Source organism: Psychrobacter immobilis (assembly GCF_904846225.1).
GTDB classification, from domain to species: Bacteria; Pseudomonadota; Gammaproteobacteria; order Pseudomonadales; family Moraxellaceae; genus Psychrobacter; species Psychrobacter immobilis_F.
Genome location: NZ_CAJGZJ010000020.1, coordinates 1 through 22,114 on the forward strand (window position 1 = coordinate 1; position 22,114 = coordinate 22,114).

A 22,114-nucleotide genomic window follows, 5' to 3' on the forward strand; every position below is an offset into this window, starting at 1 on the left:
AGAGTAGGTCATCGTCAGCTCTCTATTCCTCATTACCCCCTTACACAAAAGTGTAAGGGGGTTTTGTTTGCGTGGGGTTTTAGATGACTGTCTTATCCTTTGCTTAAAAGTCCCACTACTCAATTCAACACTACAAAAAGTCATAAGCCAAACAGAGCTTAGTTCATCTGAAAACAGTGATAAGCCAAACAGAGCTTAGTTCATCTGAAAACAGTGACTCGTGTGCCCCTATTAAGCAATTTCTGCGTTGGCAGTCTTATAAGGTAGGGACTAATTATCAAGAGGCAATGCAGTATCCATCGCTTAATGTTCGAGGAATGGCGTCGGCTGCCATTGGCGATAAGGTGGCTACTATTGTGCCTGATATGGCGGTTGCTGAGCTGGATCTACGTACGACTCCAGAGTCCGATGCCAACTACCTTACCAAGCTTGTTGAGACTCATATTCAAAAACAAGGCTATCATTTGGTGACAGGCACACCTACCGATGACGACAGAGCGCGTTTTGATAAGTTAGCAAGCTTCACTTATCAAAGCAAAGGCGGGAACGCTGCGGCTACACCGATGGATGCGCCTGTAGGAAAATGGGCTTACCAGTCGATGACTGAGGCATTTAGTGCAACGCCAGCGCCAATACGTATTCGCATGATGGGCGGCACTGTGCCAACGGCAGAGATCGTGGACGCTTTGCAAGTGCCATTCGTCATTGTGCCGCTAGTGAATGCCGACAACAACCAGCACGCTGCTAATGAGAATATGCGAATGGGCAACTATGTTGATGGGATACGTACTCTTTATAGCTTAATCACTAAGCCGCTATAAATAAGAAGGTAAAAAACAAAGACGATATATCACTTGATGAATTTTGAAATCAGAAGTGAAACATCGTAGCGCCAATGGTAGTGTGGTTTACTGATATGAGAGTAAGTTATCGTCAGCTCTCTATTCTAAGTAAAAGCCTCCTCTACATATGCAGAAGGGGCTTTTCTTTGTGTGTTTTGTCAGAATTATTGATTTTAAGAAAATGATGCTTATTAACTTTTAGACATTACTTCATTTACCATAGGTAGGAAAAAATACTCGATATAGCTCTCTTCGTATATTTATATTGTTGGTTGATATTATTAATGCTAAATTTAATAGATATTTGATGGTTAGAGATATATGTAAAATGTCTAGTAAAACTTCAAAGTCGTGTTATGCGTGTGATAGACAACCAGTCAGCCGTGAGCACGTCCCACCCAAATGTCTTTTTCCCACTGAATTGAAACAGAATTTAAGAAAGGAGCTGATTACAGTTCCAAGTTGTGAACTACATAATGGGAAAAAATCTGATGACGATGAATTTTTACTAGCTAGTTTAGCAGGCATAATCGGATGTAATGATATTGGGATGCTGCATAAGTTTACCAAAGTAGACCGTGCTATTCGTAGAAGTGGTGGAAGATTATTCGAAAAAATATTGAAGGATTATGAAATTAAATCCTATAAATTGAAAAATGGAAGTATTGTTGATATAGCTTGGGGGAAACCAGATCTTGAGCGTTTAAATAATTGTTTTGCTTTAATTGGTAGAGGTTTGTATTTCCATGAGTTAGGAGAACGCTTCAAAGGAAAAGTGATTTGTGAAGTAGTTTATGTGCCAAGTAAGGATCGAGGATGGTCTGGTTATCGAGAGTATGCAGTTGAGCAAATGAGTAAAGAGTTGTCTGCTACTGAAATTAAAGGGAAAAACCCAGAAGTATTTCAATGGACAATAGGGCCAAGAGATTTCTCAGGAGCATGTTGTGGTAAAATTTTATTTTATGGTAATTTAGCTGTTTATTTAGCATTTATTCCTAAGTCTTTCAAAGAAGAAAAATTTATGAGTCTTTATGATTTTGCTAAATTAACTAATAAGCCTGTTTTCATTCAGAAAGATGGTAAAAAATTTAGGATAAATTGAATCGGAATGTGGTGGCTTGGATAAGGAGTTTTTTGCGTCATTATCGCCAACGAAAAACTAAAAGCTAAGGAAAGACATAAATAAAGTTTTGGAGACTAATGCCAAATTAAAATTTGTGTTTTTCATGTGTCCTAACTTTGAGCTGGGACGTCAACCTCAATTGGAGAAAGAGAATGTAGTTGTTTGGGCATTAAAAGGTGCAAATGAGTCATAAAAATTATTATTTTAGAGCAAAATCAGTAAATATTGCTTCATGACATTGCACTAAGGTCTTCACATTCTAAAACAACTCGCCAACCTCAACCTCTTCCTCAAAATCAAATCCTAACTGCTCGCCTTTACGCTGCTTTATCTGCTCGATACGCATCTTACGTCCAGAAACTAACCGTAATACCTCACGGCGCTGTTCTGTCGTCATGTCATGCCACAATTGCCGCTCAGGACGACTGCGCAGGCAGCCAAAACAATAGCCTTTCTTATTACTTTGACAAACACCAATGCAAGGATTGGCAATTTCGAACAGCTCAAACTGTTGGTTCATGGTGGTTCCCTTGCTATTACTGTCATTCCTTTGATTTGCACCAACTATTGTAATAATACTATTATGTCGCAAATCATGAATAATAGTGTGCCGTTTTATTGTTACTATTTTTAATAAACGGGTGTTATGCTCGGCTTTAGTAGTCTATATAAAACAATCATAATAAAACCAATAAGTGAGTTGATGCATGAACATTATTTATATTCATGGATTGGACAGCGATGCCAATTCTACTAAAGGTTTGTTGTTAGAAAAGTACTGTCAGCAGCACCATGCTGATATTAATGTATATCGTCCAGACCTTAATAATACCCCTGAGCAAGTGTTTGAGCGGTTGGTACAATTGGTAACCGAACTGAGTAGAGGAAACAAAACCGTACTAATTGGTAGCTCGTTAGGTGGCTATTTTTCCACTTTGGTCAGCAATCACACAGGCTGTGTAGTTTTGCTGTTGAATCCTAGTACTCAGCCACATGTGACATTACAGCGCTTTGCTAATGATTTGCTGTTAAATAGTGATAGTGATAAAAATGAAGCGTCAGAGAATCAAATTTTCCATACGACGGCGGGCGGTTGGGATATTACGAATGCTGATCTACAATGGTTTGCAGACTATCAGATATCCCAAGTAAATTATCCCAAGAAAGTTACTGTACTGCTCAAAGAAGGGGATGAGTTGTTGAATGCTGAGTTGTCCAAAGCTTTTTATCAAGGGCAGGGCGCATCGGTAATGGTACAAGCGGGTGGCGATCATCGTTTTAGCGATTTTGGTGAGCAGTTACCGATGGTGATAGATATGCTACAGAATTTAGTAGAGGCTCAAATAGACGACATTATCTGACGTGAGCGATGGACTATTACCGTTAATGGCGCTATTTTTCGTTATAATGGGTCAATAGAATCAATGATCTGTGAATATTAAAGGAAGCATTTGTGAGTGAATATAATGCGCAATCGTTAGAAGTTTTAGAAGGGCTTGAACCCGTCCGTCGTCGTCCCGGTATGTATACTGATACCACGCGCCCAAACCATCTGGCGCAAGAGGTCATTGATAACTCAGTTGATGAAGCGCTGGCGGGTTATGCCAAAACCATCAAAGTTCAGTTACATAGTGATGGCTCGCTGTCTGTCGAAGATGACGGGCGCGGCATGCCGACCGATATTCATCCTGAGTTTAAGCAGTCTGGGATTGAGCTGATTTTGACGCGTTTACATGCAGGCGGTAAGTTTTCGACCTCCAATTATGAGGTGTCTGGTGGTCTGCATGGTGTGGGTATCTCCGTCGTCAATGCGCTCTCAACACGCGTTGAAGTGACCGTATGGCGTGATAGTACACAGTTCGATATGGCGTTTGAAAACGGCGCACCAGTCACGCCGTTGACTGAAGCGGTCAGCTCAAACAAACGCAAACGTGGTACCAGAGTGCATTTTTGGGCAGATGGTAGCTTCTTTGATACGCCAAAATTTAATGTGAAGCAGCTCAAGCATAATTTGAAAGCCAAAGCAGTTTTGGCCGCTGGATTGACGATTGAGTTCACCGATGATATCAATAATGAAAAGGTTGTTTGGCAGTTTACTGATGGAGTTGTCGAGTATCTAAGCGAACAGTTAGACGGTCTTGAAACATTACCTGAAGCACCGTTCTATTATAATTACGATGCGAAAGCGGGCGAACGTGCTGCCATTACCTTTGCACTGTCTTGGTTGCCTGATGGTGGTACACCGATTCAAGAAAGCTACGTGAACCTTATTCCAACAGCTCAAGGCGGCACGCATGTTAATGGCCTGCGTACTGGTATTTTAGAGGCGCTGCGTGAGTTTTGTGATATCCATAATTTATTACCCCGTAGCGTTAAATTGACGGCAGAAGATGTGTGGGATGGGGTGAATTATATTCTCTCTCTCAAATTTTCTGAGCCGCAATTCTCAGGTCAAACCAAAGAGCGTTTATCTAGTCGTGAAGCAGCTGGCGCAGTACAAACCCTAGCGAAAGACGCTTTTAGCTTATGGTTAAATCAACATGCCGATATGGGTACGCAAATTGCTGAATTGGCTATCAATAAAGCGGGACGTCGTCTAAAATCAGCTAAAAAAGTCGCGCGTAAAAAGATTACTCAAGGTCCGGCATTACCGGGTAAATTGGCTGATTGCCGTGGTGATTTGCGCGATGGCGCAGAGCTGTTCCTAGTAGAAGGTGATTCTGCTGGCGGCTCAGCTAAGCAAGCACGAGATCGTCATTATCAAGCGATATTGCCACTACGCGGTAAAATTTTGAACACGTGGGAAGTATCCTCAGATACGGTGCTGTCTAGCCAAGAGATTCATGACATTGCGATTGCAATCGGTGTTGATCCAGCCTCGGATGATTTATCCGAATTACGCTACGACAAAGTATGTATTTTAGCGGATGCGGACTCTGATGGCCTTCATATTGCGACGCTCATCTGTGCTTTATTCGTCAAACATTTCCCAGCGTTGGTCGATGCGGGGCATTTATTTGTCGCGATGCCACCATTATATCGCGTGGATATCGGTAAAGAGGTTCATTACGCGCTAGATGAGCCAGAGCTTGCGCATATTTTGGCCAATGTACCCGGCAATAAAAAAGCTCAGATTACCCGCTTTAAAGGACTGGGCGAGATGAGTGCAGAACAGCTACGCGAAACGACCATGAACCGTGATACTCGCCGATTGGTACAATTGGACATGGATGATATGGTACTAACCAATAACATCATGGATATGCTACTGGCAAAAAAACGCGCATCTGATCGTAAGATTTGGCTTGAAGATAAAGGTAACTTGGCTCATATTTCATAAGATATGAGCGATAATTAACGTTAGATAAGCCTTAGGGCGTGTCCTCAATTCAAACGATCATATCTCATTTTTATGATCATTTTTAAAATAAGGACACGGCCTAATAAAAGCTTATAAAAGTTAATTGAGTGGCAGGCGCTTAATGCTATGATAAGGATATCTTTTATTATCTGGTGCCGTTATGACATCGAAATTTTTGAATCGTTCTAAATCTGCTCTTGCGACGTCTGCACGTTCTAAAGTTTTACCAAAACTTGGCAAAAAAGATTTGGGTGACTTGATTCCCAAACGTGGCGGTACTATTACGCCAGTTATCGGGTCGCGTTTATTGAAATTATTAGGCTGGCGCACCGTTGGCGATATCCCAAATGTGTCGCAAGCAGTCGTATTAGCCTTACCGCACACCTCTTATTTCGATGGCCTTTACGCATTGCCCGGTTTGTTTGCTATTGATTTAAAAGTGAGCATCATGGGTAAGCATACGCTATTCAAAATTCCAGTACTTGCACAGATATTATTATGGCTGGGTCTCATTCCCATTAATCGTGGTCATAAGGGATCGGTGTTGCAGGCGAGTATCGACAAGTTTAAGACAGGAGAGCCGCTATTTTTGGGATTATCTCCAGAAGGCACTCGTGATTATACCAAAGAGTGGAAAACGGGCTTTTATTATCTGGCATTGGGCGCTGCTGTCCCTATTTTGCCCGTGGCATTGGATTATAAAACCAAGGAAATACGTTTTTTATCGCCTGTATATCCTACTGGAGATATCGAGGCAGACTTACCAAAAGTCTATGCTCAGTATAAAGGCGTGATGCCAAAATATCCTGAACGCTTGTCGCAGCCACTACAGGATGTGAATAACTTGTAATCAGTGAAAAGTTAAATCGATACATCAATAGTCAGATACTACTGGTATGAATTTTCCTCGCTTGCTGTGCCGTTGCAGACAGAGGCTTCGAAAAATTCATTCCAGTAGTACTGTCGCGCTTGTATTGTTTTTTTGACTATAGCTGATTAAGCGTTTTGTCATAACGGTTACGATGATTGAATATTTTATTATTGCACTTCTTTTGTTATCAAATGCTTATTATTCAGTTTCTATCACTAAAAAACCCCTGATACTTTGAGATCAGGGGCTTTTTTTAATGGATAGACTTTGATTTTAATTTAGGAGATTTAACCGTCGTTCCTAAAATTGTGGCTGACCATTGGAAGCGCTAACCCCGCCATCGACTGGCAAGTTGACACCTGTAATCATAGCGGCATCATCACTGGCTAAAAAGGTAATCGCTGCAGCAATATCTTCTGGTGTTGCCAGACGGCCAAGCGCACTACGAGCCAAGAATTTGTCCGTTTTAGTACTATTATCTTGAATGGCGGTGGTCATATTGGTTTTAGTGACGCTTGGGTTGACCGCGTTAACACGAACGCCGTCTGGTCCATGATCCAAGGCAAGCGTACGGGTCAGATTAGAAACGCCCGCTTTGGCAGCATTGTACGCCGCCATATTCCAATCGCCGCCCATCCCTGATAGCGATGAAACATTGACGATATTGCCTTTAGTTGCTATTAAGTATGGCATTGCGGCTTGTGAGACATAAAAATTCCCATTTAAATTTATATTAATGGCTAAATTCCAATCTTCGGTAGATAACTCTGTTATCTTGCCTTGTACGGCTTTACCGGCATTGTTAACCAAAACATCGATTTGTTTAAACTTATCTATGGCAGCTTTGATCATCTCTTGTACTTGGCTTTGTACACTAATGTCGCAAACAACGGTCAGATAATTGTCAGTATGAATCCAAGTATGATCTTGCGGAAATTTCTTTGCGGTCTCTTTTAAAGTTTCAGCTGTGCGTCCTACCAAAACTACTCTGGCGCCTTCTTGCGCAAAGCGAATGGCAGTTGCACGGCCAATACCTGAACCTGCACCGGTTACAATCACTGTTTTTTCTTTAAAGCGCTTCATAATGTCAAATCCTTGTTATTATTTAATGATTATTAAATGGCCTAAATAAATGTACCTGAGAATAGGGGTGGCGCGCAGTTTACAATCTGTAAGTCTGCATCCGATTCATATTTTTTGAGATTATCATGATCATTCATTGTTATAAAGTTAATGATTTCTAATAAAGTTTGTATGGCTTAGTTTTGTCTTATCTATTGTTAAGGCTTGTTCTAATACCATAAAAAAAGACAGCCTATGCTGTCTTTTTTATATCTAAAAATACAGAGTAACTAATACTTACTTGTTATTGAAATCGTCATTAAGACCGTTTTTAGGAAGTAGGTGATCGTCACTAACAACTCCATTATTACCGATGTCATTATTACGAACATTGTCGTTAGAGATATCATCAGTGTTAATATGAGTTGTCGTATTGACTACATCAGTATGCAAGTCAGTAGTTGACGTGCTTGTCGCTGTAGGCGTGTTTTCACGAACTGAATCAGCAACTTTGTCTTGCGTTGATGAATTTGGCGTTAAAGCAGACTTAGCTTTTGCTTCAGTACGCTCATGATCCATTTTATCCTGCATTTTGCGTAGGAAACGTGCTGCTGCTTCTTGACCACCAAGACCAAATGATAGGGCAAAAGCGACTGCTACCGCACCTAATGTTAGGCCAAATGCTAGGTTAACGATAGAGTCAGCGATACCCATCGCTTTTAGACCCATGGCAAGTACTAAGCCCATGATCAATACGCGTACGATGTTTGCTAGGAATTGTGAACCTTGTTCAGAACGCTCAACGACACCAGCAATGATATTAGCAAGCCAGAAGCCAATAAAGAGAATAACCGCGCCTAGGATGATATTGGCACCAAAAGCGATGAACATCGTAATGATGGCTGATATAGCTATAAAGCCTAGTAAATCAGCGGCTGCGATAGCGGCAAACAACATCGCAAAGAAGATAATCGCATAACCAACAAGGTCAGAGACTTTCTTAGTGCCCATGGTTTGTTGTAGACCAACTTTCGCAGGTAACTGATTAATCTCAGTGTTCTCAATCAAACCTTTGATGATGTTGGCAACCATACGTACTACATAGAAGGTTACTACTAGGATAGCCACTGCCATAAAGATATTTGGCAATGCTTCCATGATTTTGTTCAGCATGTTCGTTGCAGGACGAGCAATCACTTCAATTTTTAGTGCATTTAATGCAGCAATAATAGTTGGAATAATGACGACCAAAAACGCTAGCGAACCTGCGATGTTAGGTAGGCTGTTTTGCTCGTTCAAGCCTGCTTTTGCAGCAAGTTCTTGTACGTTGAAAGTCGAAACAAGATTGGTCACAATACCGCGTACTACTTTGGCGATGATATAACCAACGACAAAGACGACAACAGCAATGAGGATGTTAGGAATAAAGTTGAAGATTTTGTCAACCATATTGGTCAATGGTGCAAATAAACCATCAAGTTCTAATTGACCAAGTACCATGGTCAAGACAATTAGTAAGATGAACCAATAAACCATGTCAGCAATGGTGCTGCTCATTGGCTTTACACCAGCTTTAGCACTTAAACGCTCATCCATTGTCGTTTTAGACAATGCTGCATCGATAGCAGTGCGTGCGACTGTCGCCACGACCCAACCAATAATACCGATAGCAATAGCACCGATAAGATTAGGAATGAATGCCAATACTTGGTTGACCATGTTTGCAAATGGTGCCGAGATTGCGTTTAAATTCAATTGGTTAAGAGCGCCTGAAATGGCAATAACAAAGATAAACCAAAAAACAATCTTAGAGATAATACCCTCAAGATCGTAGGTTTTGCCAGTTGAAGAATTCATGCGTTGGTTTAAGTTAACTTTGGACAATACACCGCGTACTAATGCTGCAACGCCAAGTGCTATTAGCCAACCGATGATAAAAATCAAAATAGCGCCGATAATAGAACCAATAGGTCCACCAAGGTAACCGTTGAACGATGTATACATTGGATTCATCTTATCCTCCTTTAAGCACCCTATAAAATTTGCTAAAAATATTGTGGATACAATTATGATTAAGCGGCGCTTTTATATAGGTGATTATAATAAATAGTATTTTTTGAATGAAGTTATGCGATGATATTATAATTTTTGAGGGTGCCGCATTATCAAAATATCGAATTCCCTTGTGTAGACTGCTTCACTACCGATATTTATATAAAAAGCATAAAAGCTAACACCCATTTACTTATCATCTTAACTGATTCAGCTTAGCTTATGTGCTAGTAGATTTAAAGATAGAAAGCTTAACGTGTTACTGTATTTGTGTGATAACTTGTTATTATAAAGATAAATATTAACATAGACTGTACATTAGCCCGATAATTTCATCCCAAACATGGTTCCTAAAACTAAGATTTGCTATTATAGAAGTATGTGACATATTGCCACTATTTCCATAATTTGAGAGTACTCTATGAATAAAATTACTACCTTAAGCGCTAGCGCACTTGTCAGTGCCATGTTATTAGTAACTGGTTGTAGTGCAAATAACGGCAATCAAGAAAAGTCTAATCAAAGCGTTGCAGTGACTGAAAAAAGCAAGCCTACTGAAAAAGTGGGTTATAGCCTAGGCTTCATGATGGCAGAAGGCAATAAAGAAGCCGTGAAGAATCTGGATCTTGATAATTTTGAGAAAGGATTTCGTGATGGTTACGAAGGTAAAGATTCAGCATTGACTAAAGAGCAAATGCAAGAAGTATTGATGACGTATCAAAAAGAGCAAGAAGCACAATTTGCTAAAGATATGGAAACAAAAGCAGGAGCCAATAAAACCAAAGGCGCTGCATACTTAGCAGAAAATGCCAAAAAAGAAGGCGTGAAAACCACCGCTTCTGGTTTGCAGTACAAGGTAATTAAAGCAGGTACTGGTAAATCACCAAAACCAACTGATGTGGTTGAAGTGAATTACGAAGGTAAATTGATTGATGGTACGGTATTTGATAGCTCTTATGAGCGCGGTGAGCCAATTGAGTTCCCATTGAATCAAGTCATCGCTGGCTGGACAGAAGGTCTACAGTTGATGAAAGAGGGCGGTAAATACGAGTTCTATATCCCATCAGACATTGCCTATGGTGAAGCGGGTAACGCAGGTATCGAACCTAACAGCACCCTAATCTTCACGGTTGAGCTGTTAAAAGTAAAATAATGCGCTATTGAGCATATAAGAATAAAAAAGCCTTCATAATTTCTATGAAGGCTTTTTTTATATCTGAACGTTTTTAGGTTTCAGTAGTACTTATATTTTATAAGCATGAGTCTCGTAAAAGAATGCTCAATCTCGCATCGGTATGACCAATGTGAGTATTACTTATAGATTCTTTTGGAATACTTTAGAGTTACGACCATTATGGTACTTTTTTTGGCGCGATTCAGGTAAGGCGCTGGCCTCAACTTCGGCAAAGCCTTGCTCGACGAACCAATGCGCCGTTCGAGTCGTTAGAACAAATAACTTATGCAGACCATGACTACGTGCTTGTTGCTCTAAAAATGCGAGCAAATCAGCACCGCGGCTGCCGCTTCGATAATCCGGATGCACGGCGACACAAGCCACTTCAGCTGATGATGCGTCTAATGGGTGAAGTGCGGCACAGCCTAAAATCATACCGTCGCGTTCAATGACGCTATAATGTTCAATTTCTTGTTCCAAGCTTTCGCGTGAACGGCTGACCAATATACCTTGTTCTTCTAGAGGTGATAATAGCTCGATAAGCCCAACCACGTCATCAATGTCGGCACGACGAATCTCTTCATAAGGGTCGTGGCTAATCAAAGTGCCAGAACCATCACGCGTAAACAGCTCTTCTAATAGTGCACCGTCTTTGGCATAAGAGATGATGTGCGTGCGATGAACGCCTTGACGGCAAGCCAAACTTGCACAATTTAAGAAGTAATTAATTTCACAGTTCAAATCACGGTCACGTAAAAAGCGATCGACTTCGTTTGGAATCATCTCGCGTAGCAAACGATCATTGTCATTGATACCTGTTTCTTCACCCAAGAATATAAGCTTATCAGCACCCAGTGCCACAGCCGCGCTAAGAGCAACGTCTTCCGCCAGTAAATTAAAGACTTCACCCGTTGCTGAATAGCCCATTGAGCCTAAAATCACGATATGGTCGTGCAGTAGATTGTTTTTAATGGCTTCAACGTCGATAGAGCGCACTTCTCCCGTCATTTGATAATCGATGCCATCACGAATACCATAAGGACGAGCAGTGACGAAATTACCTGAGATGGCATCAATGCGCGAGCCATACATAGGCGAGTTGGCCAGTCCCATCGAGAGCTGTGCTTCTATTTGTAAACGAATAGCGCCCACTGCTTGCAATATAGCAGGCATCGCTGCCCTTGGCGTAATGCGAATATCTTGATGCAAAGGTGAGGCGATACCCGTACCTTTTAAATTACTCTCGATTTGCGGTCGTGCGCCATGTACCAAGACTAATTTGATACCTAAGCTATGTAATAAGGCAAAATCGTGAATAAGAGTGCTAAAATTAGCATGATTGACTGCCTCTCCACCAAACATAATCACGAAAGTTTTACCGCGATGTGTATTGATGTAGGGAGCAGAGTTACGAAACCAATGGACGTATTCGGGGTTGATTTGTGGCATAGCGCTAGTAGTCATAATAGGAACAATAGTCGTTAGAATAAGAAAAGGGGCGTAGCAAATAAATGCCAATCGCTAAAGATTTACCATAGCAAAAAACGTCGTTATGAGCTATCTTTTATTTCAGTAGTATTCATCCAGATTTAAAGCTGATTGACTATATACACAACCTCTACACGGGGCTCATGTACGTACAAACGCTTTTTGCTATGCTAAACGCTATTGCTTTACCAGTGGCGTTTTACCGATATATTAACTAGGGATAATGAAAATCATGAAAAAAAGTAACCAATTTGCCAGCCCATTTAGTGCTTGTAGCGGCCATCGCCTGTTTCACGTTGTTGCTGGTACGCTTATCGGTGCAATGGTAGTAGTGACACAAGCTTCAGCGATGTTACCGACGCCAGAACAAGTCGTTGACGGTTCAGTGGCTCTTCAGGCAAATGCCAACCAAAGCAGCTCAAGCGCACAAGCCGTTAATAGTAAAATTACCGCATCATTGATTAGTGCTGATGCCAATGGTCAAGAGGTTTTGGTTCCGGTTAACGCCAGTACACGCTTACAATCTGGTAATGTCTTAGAGTATCAAGGATATTTTACCAATACCAATGCGGATCGAGTGCGTAAAATGACCGTCACAATGAGTATCCCTGAGCAAGTCGAGTTGTTGAAGACGGTATCTCCTGATCTTCCATACGGTAGTGCAGATGGCAATACTTTTGCCCGTATGCCATTGCGCGGAAAAGTTGATAATCAACTACAAGAAATTCCGTTAAAATACTATAAAGCCGTGCGTTGGGATCTAGAAGGCGTTGGTCTTAATGATACAGTTGTGGTGAAGTATCGCGCACGGGTTAAATAGTATCGCGCACGCGTTAAATAAAGGAATCGTTTAATACGCGAGATTCTTTATTGTCATTGACGTAATATTTGGTTAATCAAAGAAAGCATCACAGTTAATAGCTGTGGTGCTTTTTTTCGTTAACGCTTATAGGGTCATTACGGGCATTGTTTATCAATCAATCAGAGAGTCGCATACTTGCTCTCGGATTTTTGTTTCATTAACTGTTTAATGGCGTTGATTTGTGGTCTGGTGGCTTGCTCGCCAGCGCTAATAAGCGCGCGGCGTTGACTGGTATCTATTGAGCTTATGTGACCGACATCGGGAGTAATGACAATATCGGCACGATCGCGTTCACGGCGTATGGATAAGGCACGATTGGTGCTTGGCTGAGCTGCGATATTATTTTCTAAAAATCCCCACAAGCTGCTTATTGAGTTAAGGGTTGGTATTTTATTTATAGCAGAAGTAGGGTTGTTGGCATTAGACGCCGTCACATCGACCGCGATAATAATATCCGCACCCAAATCACGCGCACTATCAACAGGCACTAGGCTCACCACACCGCCGTCGATATATTTTTTGCCGATGGTTTCAGGAATGCGCGGGGCGATAAAAATATTGGGCACACTACAGGATGCTTGTACGGCAAGCCCAGCATCGCCAGTGGTGAAAATCGCCTTTTTTAACGTGTGTTTTTCTGCAGCGACAGCCGCAAAGCTGATTGGAAATTCTTCTATGGCTCGCCCGCGTACTTTATTATTGATAAAGTTTTTGAGTTTGATGCCTTCAATAAAACCTTGATTGGACAAGACAAAATCAGTTAAGTCGCTATCAGGCGTCGTCAATGCCAATCGCTCAAGCTGTGTCGATGTATAGCCGCTGGCGTATAAACTGCCCACCAAACTACCAACGCTGGTGCCAACGATGAGTGTTGGCGTAATGCCATTCTCTTCTAATGCTTTAATCACTCCCACATGAGCGAAGCCTTTCGCGCCGCCGCCGCCCAACACTAACGCCACCTTAAGCGGTTCTGTTTTAGGCATATCAGGCGCTTGAGTCGTTGGCGTCACCGTGCTACAAGCGCTAATAAATAATCCTAATGCCGTAAGCATGCTCATACGCATTAATAATAAATGATGACGGTATCGTTGATAGACAGCAGGAGCAGACATAAAAAGACCTTATATAATTGTCATAATTTAAAAAACAAGACATCAGTTATTGGTATGATATAAATGACTTATTTATCTTTGGATTTATATAAAGCAGTATTACCAAATAGCTGAGTATAAGCAATTATATAAAACCCATATCTTTAGGATCTTTGATGCCAATATCAGTGAGCCATTCTTCAATTAATTCCTCAGACTATGCAAACTCTGAGCTGCCAGTCTCGGCGCTAGATATGCCCGTGACTGCGCTGCCAGGTGTGGGTCTAAAAGTCGCAGAACAATTGGCGCAGCTGAACATCAAACGGATATTTGATTTGCTGCTGCATCTGCCACGTGATTACGAGGATCGCAGTCGGCTGGTCTCGATAGCAGAGGCAGGTCATGGGCAATCGGCATTAATCACTGGTCGAGTGGTACATGTCGATACCAAGCGCAGCGGCATGACAGTCGTCGTAGATGATGATACTGGCACGATATCTTTGCGTTTTTTTCAGGTCTATCGCGGTCTTGCCCAAACGATGAGTCTAGGTACGCGCTTGCAACTGTTTGGTGAAGTCAAAGTAAGCCGTTACGGTAAGCAGATGCATCATCCTGAATATCAAATAATCACTGAGAGCGCTGCCGTTACCAATACTGGTTTGCAGCCCATTTATCCTAGCGTAAAAGGCCTGCATCAGAATAAGCTGCGTACCTTGATTAAGCTGGCCTTACAGACGGTTCGTAGTCAAGGCTTGCCTATGACGCTATTTACCACCGCTGACTTTACCGTGGTTGCTGACTTGCCTTTAGCGCCTTTTGAGCCAGCGAAATCGTTGATGACAGAGACCGATTATTCAGAGGACATATTTTCCACATTGGCGCGTAGTGTGCCGGATAACAATGCCAGTTCAACTATTGATGATGCAAACCATGATGTCAATATAATCGCCACTCGAACCGTTAATAGTAATGTCTATAATTTGACGATATTTGAAGCGCTAGTATTACTCCATACGCCGCCCACTTATACCGATGCCGGTCAACAATATAAATTGTTAACGCAACTGAGTGCACGCACGCATGCTGCCTGTCAGCGCTTGATTATAGAAGAGCTCACCGCGCATCAGCTAAGCCTATTATATCGTCGTCAGCAATTACATCAGCATAAAGCACCCAAATGCGCCATTAACAGTCCACTTGCTGACGCGTTATTTGCGGCATTGCCATTTGATTTGACGGGCGCCCAGCAACGAGTCATGAAAGACATTACGGCTGATATGGCAACCTCAATGCCTATGCTTCGGTTGGTGCAAGGCGATGTGGGTGCTGGCAAAACGTTGGTTGCCGCAGGAGCTGCAGGCTATGCACTTGATAGTGGCTGGCAAGTGGCTATCATGGCACCGACAGAAATCTTAGCCGAACAGCATTTGCTCAACTTTAAACACTGGTTTGAGCCTTTGGGCATCGGTGTCGGCTGGCTGGCTGGCAAGCAAACAGCGAAGCAGCGCCGTGAAGCGTTAGAGGCGGTGAGCGAGAATACCGTGCAGATCGTCGTCGGTACTCATGCGCTGTTTCAAGAACAAGTCAAGTTTGCCAAATTGGGACTGGTCATTATCGATGAGCAGCATCGTTTTGGCGTCGAGCAGCGTATGGCCTTGACCAATAAAGGCGTGGCCAATAGTACACCGCATCAATTGATTATGACGGCAACACCGATTCCGCGTACGCTGGCGATGAGTGTCTACGGCGATATGGACACGTCTATTATCGATGAATTACCGCCCGGACGAACGCCCATTACTACCGTTACCATTGATCGCAATCGCCGCGATGATGTGATTGAGCGTATCGCGGTTAACTGTGCGGCAGGTAGGCAAGCCTATTGGGTTTGCTCACTGGTAGAGGAATCTAGCGTGCTGGACGCGCAAGCGGCGGAAGCGACTTATGAAGATTTAAATGAGCGACTGGATATTCGTATTGGGCTGGTACACGGCAAAATGAAGTCAGCGGACAAACAAGCCATCATGCAATCGTTTAAAGCCGGTCATCTTGATTTATTGATTGCGACCACTGTTATCGAAGTGGGCGTCGATGTACCCAATGCGTCATTAATGGTCATCGAAAATGCAGAACGATTGGGACTGTCGCAACTGCATCAATTGCGCGGGCGTGTCGGACGCGGCTCGACCAAAAGCTATTGTGTCCTGTTATACCAAAAGCCCTTGTCGGAAACGGGGACGGAGCGTCTAAATGTCCTGCGTGATAGCACAGATGGTTTTGTCATTGCGCAAAAAGATTTAGAGCTGCGTGGCCCAGGTGAGCTTTTAGGGAAGCGGCAAACGGGCAATGTTGGTTATTATTTGGCTGACCTTATCCGTGATGAACAGCTATTTGCCATTGCTCAGCGTCTGGCCAAGCATTTGATTGCAGACTCATCGCGCAAAGCAGATGTTAGCCAGCTTATTCATCGTTGGATGCCTGAGGCGAGTCGTTATACTAATGCCTAAAATGGCTAGTAATAATTGACCTAAATCAACGGTGCTTAATTTCTTTCACTCCTTTAAAAAACTAGGGCGTCTCCTCAAGTCAAACAATAATATCTATATGTGTTAAAAATGGCTAAATTTTGCCAAACATCGTTAAAACGAGGACACGCCCTAGTGGTTATAACTATTATTTTATACCGTTTAGATATCTAAAACATTTGACTCAATCAATTGATTGATTGATAATAATCCATGACAAAATTATCCGAAATTGACTTTGAAACCGCGCTTGATCGAGTCGAATCTGAACCTCATAGTAGCGCCGCCTCAATTTTACGATGCGCCGAAACGCTGTTTTCGACGAAAGGCTTTAAAGCGGTTACGACGCGAGATATTGCACAGGCATCTGGCAAGAACATCTCCACTATTAACTTTCACTGGCAAAGCAAACGGTCGCTATATGAAGCGGTATGTAGAATGCATTCTCGCCAGCTATTGGCTTTTGTATTCCAAACGGAAGCAGCGATTGCAGATAGCACACTTGAGCCCAGCCAAGCGTTAGAGCAGTGGATCGATAAAACGTTGGATTTACTGATTGAGAATCCCGCTATTGCTAAGCTAGCGTCACAGAATGTCTCGGTACAAAATAACCCAGAAATGGTGACTTTGTTTCAACATGACATTCAAGTATTGGCACGGTTTCAAGGCTATCTATCCACATTTCTTGGCCCCACTGACGATCATACTAAGCCATTGCGCCTGTTCACCTTGCTTTATTTTACCATTGGTATATTTACTGACTCGTCATTACAACAAGCCACGCTTGGTGGGTCGGTTTACGAACAACCAGAATTACAACAACAACTTAAATCGTTTGCAAAAAATCTCGCAATGAGCTTATTGCAAAAAGATAGTGTACTAACCACAAATTTATAGGCTGTTCTGACCAATGACTGTTTTTAGGTAATTGTTTTTAAGTGATTGTTTAAGTGCTTATGTTTAAGTGAATGTCTAAACGCTGCCTTTATTATTATCCGTATTTATAGAGACCGATTATGAGCGACTTTCAAGACCCTAATAATGAGCAAGAGCCCACTGCTCAGCAAAAGTTGAATGCTCAGCCGACACCTGAGTCTAAGTTGCCACCATATCGCACATCCAATACAGAGAATAACTCGTCGTCAAAATACCCTTTATGGCTCTTGCCTGCCCTAGCAGCCGTCCTTATCATCGGTGTACTGCTTGGGAAGTATTGGGGTGGCAATGATAAAGCCCCGACAGACGAATCGCCAGCTTCTACCAGCGCGCTAAATAATACTACGGATAATAGCGCGGCTAATGATGAGGCATCTGTGCTATCAGTAGAAACGATCATGCCAAACCAAGATGATGTTGGTAATACGTTGAGCGCTGATGGGACAATCAATGCCAAAGATACCGCGAATGTCAGTGCAAAAGTAAATAATGTCGCCATTGAACGTGTATTGGTTGAAGAGGGCGATCGTGTCAAAGCGGGTCAAGTATTGGCCGTATTTGATACCGATGCCATGCAGCAGCAAGTCTTGCAAGCAGAAGCTGATGTCGCAGAAGCTGAAGCGACGCTTGCCAATGCCAGCGCCGATGCAGCCCGCGTCTTGCCACTGATAGATATTGATGCCATCAGCAAACAAGAAGCCGACCGCTATCGTACCTCCGAGGTGAAAGCCAACGCTTCTTTGCAAGCCTCAAAAGCTCGGTTGAGCAATCAGCGTTTGACGTTGGAGAATGCCAACGTTATCGCGCCAATCAGTGGTGTCATCAGTGAAAAAATGGCTGAAGTTGGTATGGTCGCTGGTGGTGATCCATTGTTTACGATTATTAAAGGTGGCGTCTTAGAGTGGCGTGCAGATGTCGATCCCAAGCTGGTCGGTGATATTAATATCGGGACCGCTGTACGTGTGAGCTTACCAGACGGTGATGCTGTCATGGGTCAGGTGACTCGTATTGCGCCGACCGCCGCCGACAATCGTCAAATTACGATTTATGCCAGTTTAGGTGCTAATACAAAAGTACGCGCTGGCATGTTTCAAACGGGCGAGTTCTTATTGGGCAGTGCCAGTACACAAACGGTTCCCAATAGCGCTATCGTGAGTAACGATGGCTACGATTATGTGATGCTGGTGACTAACATAACGACTCAAAATGGTAAAACCGTCGGTCGTATCAAGCAACAGCGAGTGGCATTAGGCGAGAGACTAGGCGAGCGCGTAGCGGTCACAGAACCACTACCTAATGACAGCCAAGTGGTGAAGCAGGGCGGTAGTTTCTTAAACGATGGTGATTTGGTGCGTATCGTTAATAGCGCGAATCAATCAAGCAATACAGCAAACAAGAAAGCAAATGCTACTACGAATAAAGTAACGACTGGCACAGCCACGCAGGCGCGCGTATGAGTTTAAATGTCTCCGCTTACTCGATTAAAAACCCGCTGGTCGCTATTTTGCTGTTTGTGCTGCTGACGTTAGGTGGCATTTATGGCTTTATGAAAATGAAGGTGCAGCAGTTTCCAGATATTGATCTGCCCGCCGTTGTGGTCACTGTCACTTTACCGGGTGCCGCCCCATCGCAGCTCGAAAATGATATTGCAAAAAAGATAGAAAATAAGCTCACCAGCATTGAAGGTGTCAAGCATATTAGGACGACGCTACAAACGGGTGCGGCCACGATGGTCACAGAGTTTGTACTAGAAAAAGACATTCAAGAAGCTGTCGATGACGTGAGGTCAGCGGTCGGCGAGGTACGTGGCGATCTGCCCGCCGCCGCCAATGATCCTATTATTACCAAAGTCTCAACCGCAGGGTTTCCCGTGGTGACTTATACGGTCGCGGCTGACAATATGAATGTCGAAGACTTATCATGGTTCGTAGATGACACGGTCACCAAACGTCTTTCTGATATCCCTGGTGTTAGTACGGTCAGCCGTATCGGTGGACTCCAGCGTGAGATTACTGTTGCTGCTGACCCTATCGCGCTCAGCGGCTTAAAGTTTTCTATTACACAATTATCGCAGCAGATAGCAGGGATTCAACAAGACAGCTCAGGCGGTGAAGCAGAAGTGGGTAAAACTACTCAGACCATTCGGGTACTGGGTGCTGTGGAGCGTGCCAATGAGCTTAATGATTTACAAGTTGCTGTCCCAACAGGCGGCACGCAAGCACTTGGACGTATGGCACAAATCACTGATGGTGCTGCTGATCCAAGCTCTATTGCCAAGCTAGATGGTCAAACAGTGGTGGCATTTAACATCACTCGATCGCGCGGTGCCAGTGAAGTTGAAGTGATGGAACTGGTTGATGCAGAACTGGCCAAGTTATCAGCAGATGTAGGCAATATTAATATCGAAAAAGTCTATGATCGGGCAACGCCAATTGCAGAAGACTATCAAGCGTCATTACGGATGTTGATCGAAGGTGGTTTGTTGGCGGTGGCGGTGGTTTTCTTGTTTTTACGTAATATTCGAGCAACTATCGTGGCGGCTGTTGCTTTGCCACTGTCTGTCATTCCGACCTTTTTAGGCATGTATTTGTTTGGCTTTAGCCTCAATATTATTTCACTTTTGGCATTGTCCTTAGTCATCGGCGTGCTGGTTGACGATGCGATCGTCGAGGTTGAAAATATCATACGGCATCTGCGTATGGGGAAGACGCCTTATGAAGCCGCGATGGAAGCGGCCGATGAAATTGGTTTGGCGGTTGTTGCCACTACTTTTACGTTGATTGCAGTGTTTTTGCCCACGGCTTTTATGGGCGGTATTGTTGGACAGTTTTTCCGCCAGTTTGGCTGGACAGCCGCCTTATCAATTTTTGCCTCGTTGATGGTCGCGCGTTTAATTACACCCATGATGGCGGCGTATATCTTGCGTCCAGAAAAAAAGCAGGTCGAAAAACAAAGCGCGCTAATGGGTTGGTATCTCAAAATAGTAGGATGGACGCTGCATCATCGCTGGCTGACGATGGGAGCAACTTTATTATTATTTGTGGCGTCATTGACACTGGTGAAGTTATTACCAACCTCATTTATTCCTGATAATGATATTGATCAAACGCGTGTGGCGATAGAGTTGACACCTGATGTCGCATTAGAAGATACAGAACGCGTTGTCGCGCTGGCAAGCGAGCGCATTTTAGCGATGCCTGAAGTCACCAATATTTTTGCTTCAATAGGCGAAGCACAGGCGACGATGGATTCAAACTCCAGCGGCGGGAGCAAAGCAGAGAATATCGCTGGTTTGGATATTGTGCTTGCGCCAAGAGCAGAGCGCGGCTCTAAGCAAGAGATTGAACGAAAAATTAGTAGTTTATTGGCAGAAGTGCCCGGTGCTCGCTTTACTGTCGGGCTATCGAGTGGTGGTGAAAGTGGTTATAACTTTTCTATGACCAGTACCAATCCGCAGTTGCTTGAACAGACCGCTCAGCAAATTATGTCAGAGATCCGCAGTTTACCTAGTGCAGGGTCAGTGACCAGTGACCGCAGTCTGCCGCGTCAAGAGCTGACGGTAACACCAAACAGGCTGGCGATGGCGGATAAAGGCGTGACCACGCAAGATATTGCAACGACGTTACGGGTAGCGACTGTTGGCGATTATGAGCAGCGTTTGTCCAAGCTTAATCTAGACACGCGGCAGATTCCCATCGTCATTCGTCTGCCAGATGTGGCCAAGCAAAATGTTAGTCAATTAGAGGGCTTGTATGTACCGAGCTCACTACCCACAGGACAAGGAGTACGTGTGGGCGAGGTCGCCTCACTAGACTTTGGTACAGGGCCTGCCGAAATCAGTAGGCTTGATCGAGAGCGTGCCATTAGTATTACTATTCAGCCTGCGAATGGTGAGCTTGGTGATTTGGTACAAGCGGTCAAAGCGGTACCTGCCATGCAAAAACTACCACCGTCGATTACTATTATCGATCAAGGTCAAGCAGAGAACATGGCCGACTTATTTAGTGGTTTCGTGATCGCTATGTCGGTAGGGGTGGTCTGCATTTTAGGGGTGCTTATCTTATTGTTCGGCCGTATATTACAGCCCTTCACCATTCTGATGGCTTTGCCACTCTCTATCGGTGGTGCGTTTGTGGGTCTGGTTATTACCAATAGTAGCCTGTCTATGCCCTCCATGATCGGTTTTATTATGCTGATGGGTATTGCCACCAAAAACTCTATCTTATTGGTCGACTATGCGTTGATTGCACAGCGTCGGGGTTTGGCACGTTTTGAGGCGATTGTTGATGCCTGCCGTAAACGCGCACGTCCGATTATTATGACTACGATTGCGATGGGTGCGGGGATGTTGCCATTAGTATTTGGTTGGGGAGACGCTGATCCTACGTTTAGGCGTCCGATGGCAGCGGCAGTATTGGGCGGGCTTGTGACTTCCACGTTATTGAGTTTGGTGGTGATACCAGTGGTTTATACCTTGATGGATGATTTGTCAGGTTGGTTTGCTAAGTGGCTCAAGCCAAGTGGTAAAAAAAGTGAGGTTACTGAAAAGGCTGTTACTGATAAATAAATTTGGCTTTAAATTGTGACCTGATACTACAATTGGTTTAACAATGCTTATCGATTGGATATAACAGAAAATCTTTGATACAAGCCTAATAAAAAAGCCAATATCCTTACTGCTCTCAACGGTAAGGATATTGGCTTTTTTATTTAATATTCGCTAACTC

At 43.4% G+C, this 22,114-nt stretch carries 16 protein-coding genes; 11 read left to right on the forward strand and 5 right to left on the reverse strand.

Annotated features, from left to right (window positions below; genetic code table 11):
* Window positions 1–176 precede the first annotated feature (176 nt).
* Window positions 177–821, forward strand: a complete 645-nt coding sequence (locus tag JMX48_RS11540; RefSeq protein WP_201537923.1) for a peptidase dimerization domain-containing protein — start codon at window positions 177–179, stop codon at window positions 819–821.
* Window positions 822–1,170: 349 nt separating this feature from the next.
* Window positions 1,171–1,944: a hypothetical protein gene (locus JMX48_RS11545; RefSeq protein WP_201537925.1), complete on the forward strand. Its 774-nt coding sequence runs from the start codon at window positions 1,171–1,173 to the stop codon at window positions 1,942–1,944.
* Between the two features lie 280 nt (window positions 1,945–2,224).
* On the opposite strand, the gene JMX48_RS11550 is transcribed toward JMX48_RS11545, so the two are convergent.
* Window positions 2,225–2,485: a DUF1289 domain-containing protein gene (locus tag JMX48_RS11550; protein WP_201537927.1), complete on the reverse strand. Its 261-nt coding sequence runs from the start codon at window positions 2,483–2,485 to the stop codon at window positions 2,225–2,227.
* 187 nt (window positions 2,486–2,672) lie between these two features.
* Between JMX48_RS11550 and JMX48_RS11555 the strand changes: the two genes are divergently transcribed.
* The 3 genes from JMX48_RS11555 (at window position 2,673) to JMX48_RS11565 (ending at window position 6,176) form a co-directional block, all read left to right on the forward strand.
* Window positions 2,673–3,326 (forward strand): YqiA/YcfP family alpha/beta fold hydrolase, encoded by a 654-nt coding sequence (locus tag JMX48_RS11555; RefSeq protein ID WP_201537928.1) that lies wholly within the window; start codon window positions 2,673–2,675, stop codon window positions 3,324–3,326.
* Between the two features lie 92 nt (window positions 3,327–3,418).
* The gene (parE, locus tag JMX48_RS11560) at window positions 3,419–5,305 is read left to right on the forward strand and encodes a DNA topoisomerase IV subunit B (RefSeq protein ID WP_201537930.1); all 1,887 of its coding nucleotides are present in this window, start codon (window positions 3,419–3,421) and stop codon (window positions 5,303–5,305) included.
* 181 nt (window positions 5,306–5,486) lie between these two features.
* Entirely contained in the window at window positions 5,487–6,176 is a 690-nt protein-coding gene (locus JMX48_RS11565) for a lysophospholipid acyltransferase family protein (RefSeq protein WP_201537932.1), read from the forward strand.
* A gap of 321 nt (window positions 6,177–6,497) precedes the next feature.
* Here JMX48_RS11565 and JMX48_RS11570 read toward each other — a convergent pair whose 3' ends face one another.
* Complete coding sequence (locus tag JMX48_RS11570) at window positions 6,498–7,280, reverse strand: SDR family NAD(P)-dependent oxidoreductase (RefSeq protein WP_201537934.1); 783 nt, start codon at window positions 7,278–7,280, stop codon at window positions 6,498–6,500.
* 276 nt (window positions 7,281–7,556) lie between these two features.
* Window positions 7,557–9,272, reverse strand: a complete 1,716-nt coding sequence (locus tag JMX48_RS11575) for a mechanosensitive ion channel (RefSeq protein ID WP_201537936.1) — start codon at window positions 9,270–9,272, stop codon at window positions 7,557–7,559.
* A 460-nt stretch (window positions 9,273–9,732) separates the two neighbouring features.
* On the opposite strand from JMX48_RS11575, the gene JMX48_RS11580 reads away from it, so the two are divergent.
* Window positions 9,733–10,464, forward strand: a complete 732-nt coding sequence (locus tag JMX48_RS11580; protein ID WP_201537938.1) for an FKBP-type peptidyl-prolyl cis-trans isomerase — start codon at window positions 9,733–9,735, stop codon at window positions 10,462–10,464.
* Between the two features lie 162 nt (window positions 10,465–10,626).
* Here JMX48_RS11580 and argA read toward each other — a convergent pair whose 3' ends face one another.
* On the reverse strand, window positions 10,627–11,949 hold the full coding sequence (argA, locus tag JMX48_RS11585) for an amino-acid N-acetyltransferase (RefSeq protein ID WP_201537940.1): 1,323 nt from the start codon (window positions 11,947–11,949) through the stop codon (window positions 10,627–10,629).
* Between the two features lie 256 nt (window positions 11,950–12,205).
* Here argA and JMX48_RS11590 point away from each other — a divergent pair, with 256 nt between their 5' ends.
* Window positions 12,206–12,793 carry a hypothetical protein gene (locus tag JMX48_RS11590; protein WP_201537942.1) on the forward strand — a complete coding sequence of 196 codons (588 nt, stop codon included), beginning with the start codon at window positions 12,206–12,208 and terminating at the stop codon, window positions 12,791–12,793.
* A gap of 161 nt (window positions 12,794–12,954) precedes the next feature.
* Here the strand turns inward: JMX48_RS11590 and JMX48_RS11595 are convergent, their stop codons facing one another.
* Window positions 12,955–13,947, reverse strand: coding sequence for a patatin-like phospholipase family protein (locus JMX48_RS11595; protein WP_201537944.1), 993 nt, complete (start codon window positions 13,945–13,947; stop codon window positions 12,955–12,957).
* A 155-nt stretch (window positions 13,948–14,102) separates the two neighbouring features.
* On the opposite strand from JMX48_RS11595, the gene recG reads away from it, so the two are divergent.
* The 4 genes from recG to JMX48_RS11615 all read left to right on the forward strand — a co-directional run bounded on the left by recG (window position 14,103) and on the right by JMX48_RS11615 (window position 21,954).
* A complete protein-coding gene (gene recG, locus JMX48_RS11600) occupies window positions 14,103–16,433 on the forward strand; it encodes an ATP-dependent DNA helicase RecG (RefSeq protein ID WP_201537946.1) in 2,331 nt (776 codons plus the stop codon).
* Window positions 16,434–16,664: 231 nt separating this feature from the next.
* Entirely contained in the window at window positions 16,665–17,348 is a 684-nt protein-coding gene (locus JMX48_RS11605) for a TetR/AcrR family transcriptional regulator (RefSeq protein ID WP_201537948.1), read from the forward strand.
* A 119-nt stretch (window positions 17,349–17,467) separates the two neighbouring features.
* Window positions 17,468–18,844: an efflux RND transporter periplasmic adaptor subunit gene (locus JMX48_RS11610; protein WP_201537950.1), complete on the forward strand. Its 1,377-nt coding sequence runs from the start codon at window positions 17,468–17,470 to the stop codon at window positions 18,842–18,844.
* Window positions 18,841–21,954: an efflux RND transporter permease subunit gene (locus JMX48_RS11615; RefSeq protein WP_201537952.1), complete on the forward strand. Its 3,114-nt coding sequence runs from the start codon at window positions 18,841–18,843 to the stop codon at window positions 21,952–21,954. The genes JMX48_RS11610 and JMX48_RS11615 overlap by 4 nt, the downstream gene beginning before the upstream one ends.
* Window positions 21,955–22,114 lie beyond the last annotated feature (160 nt).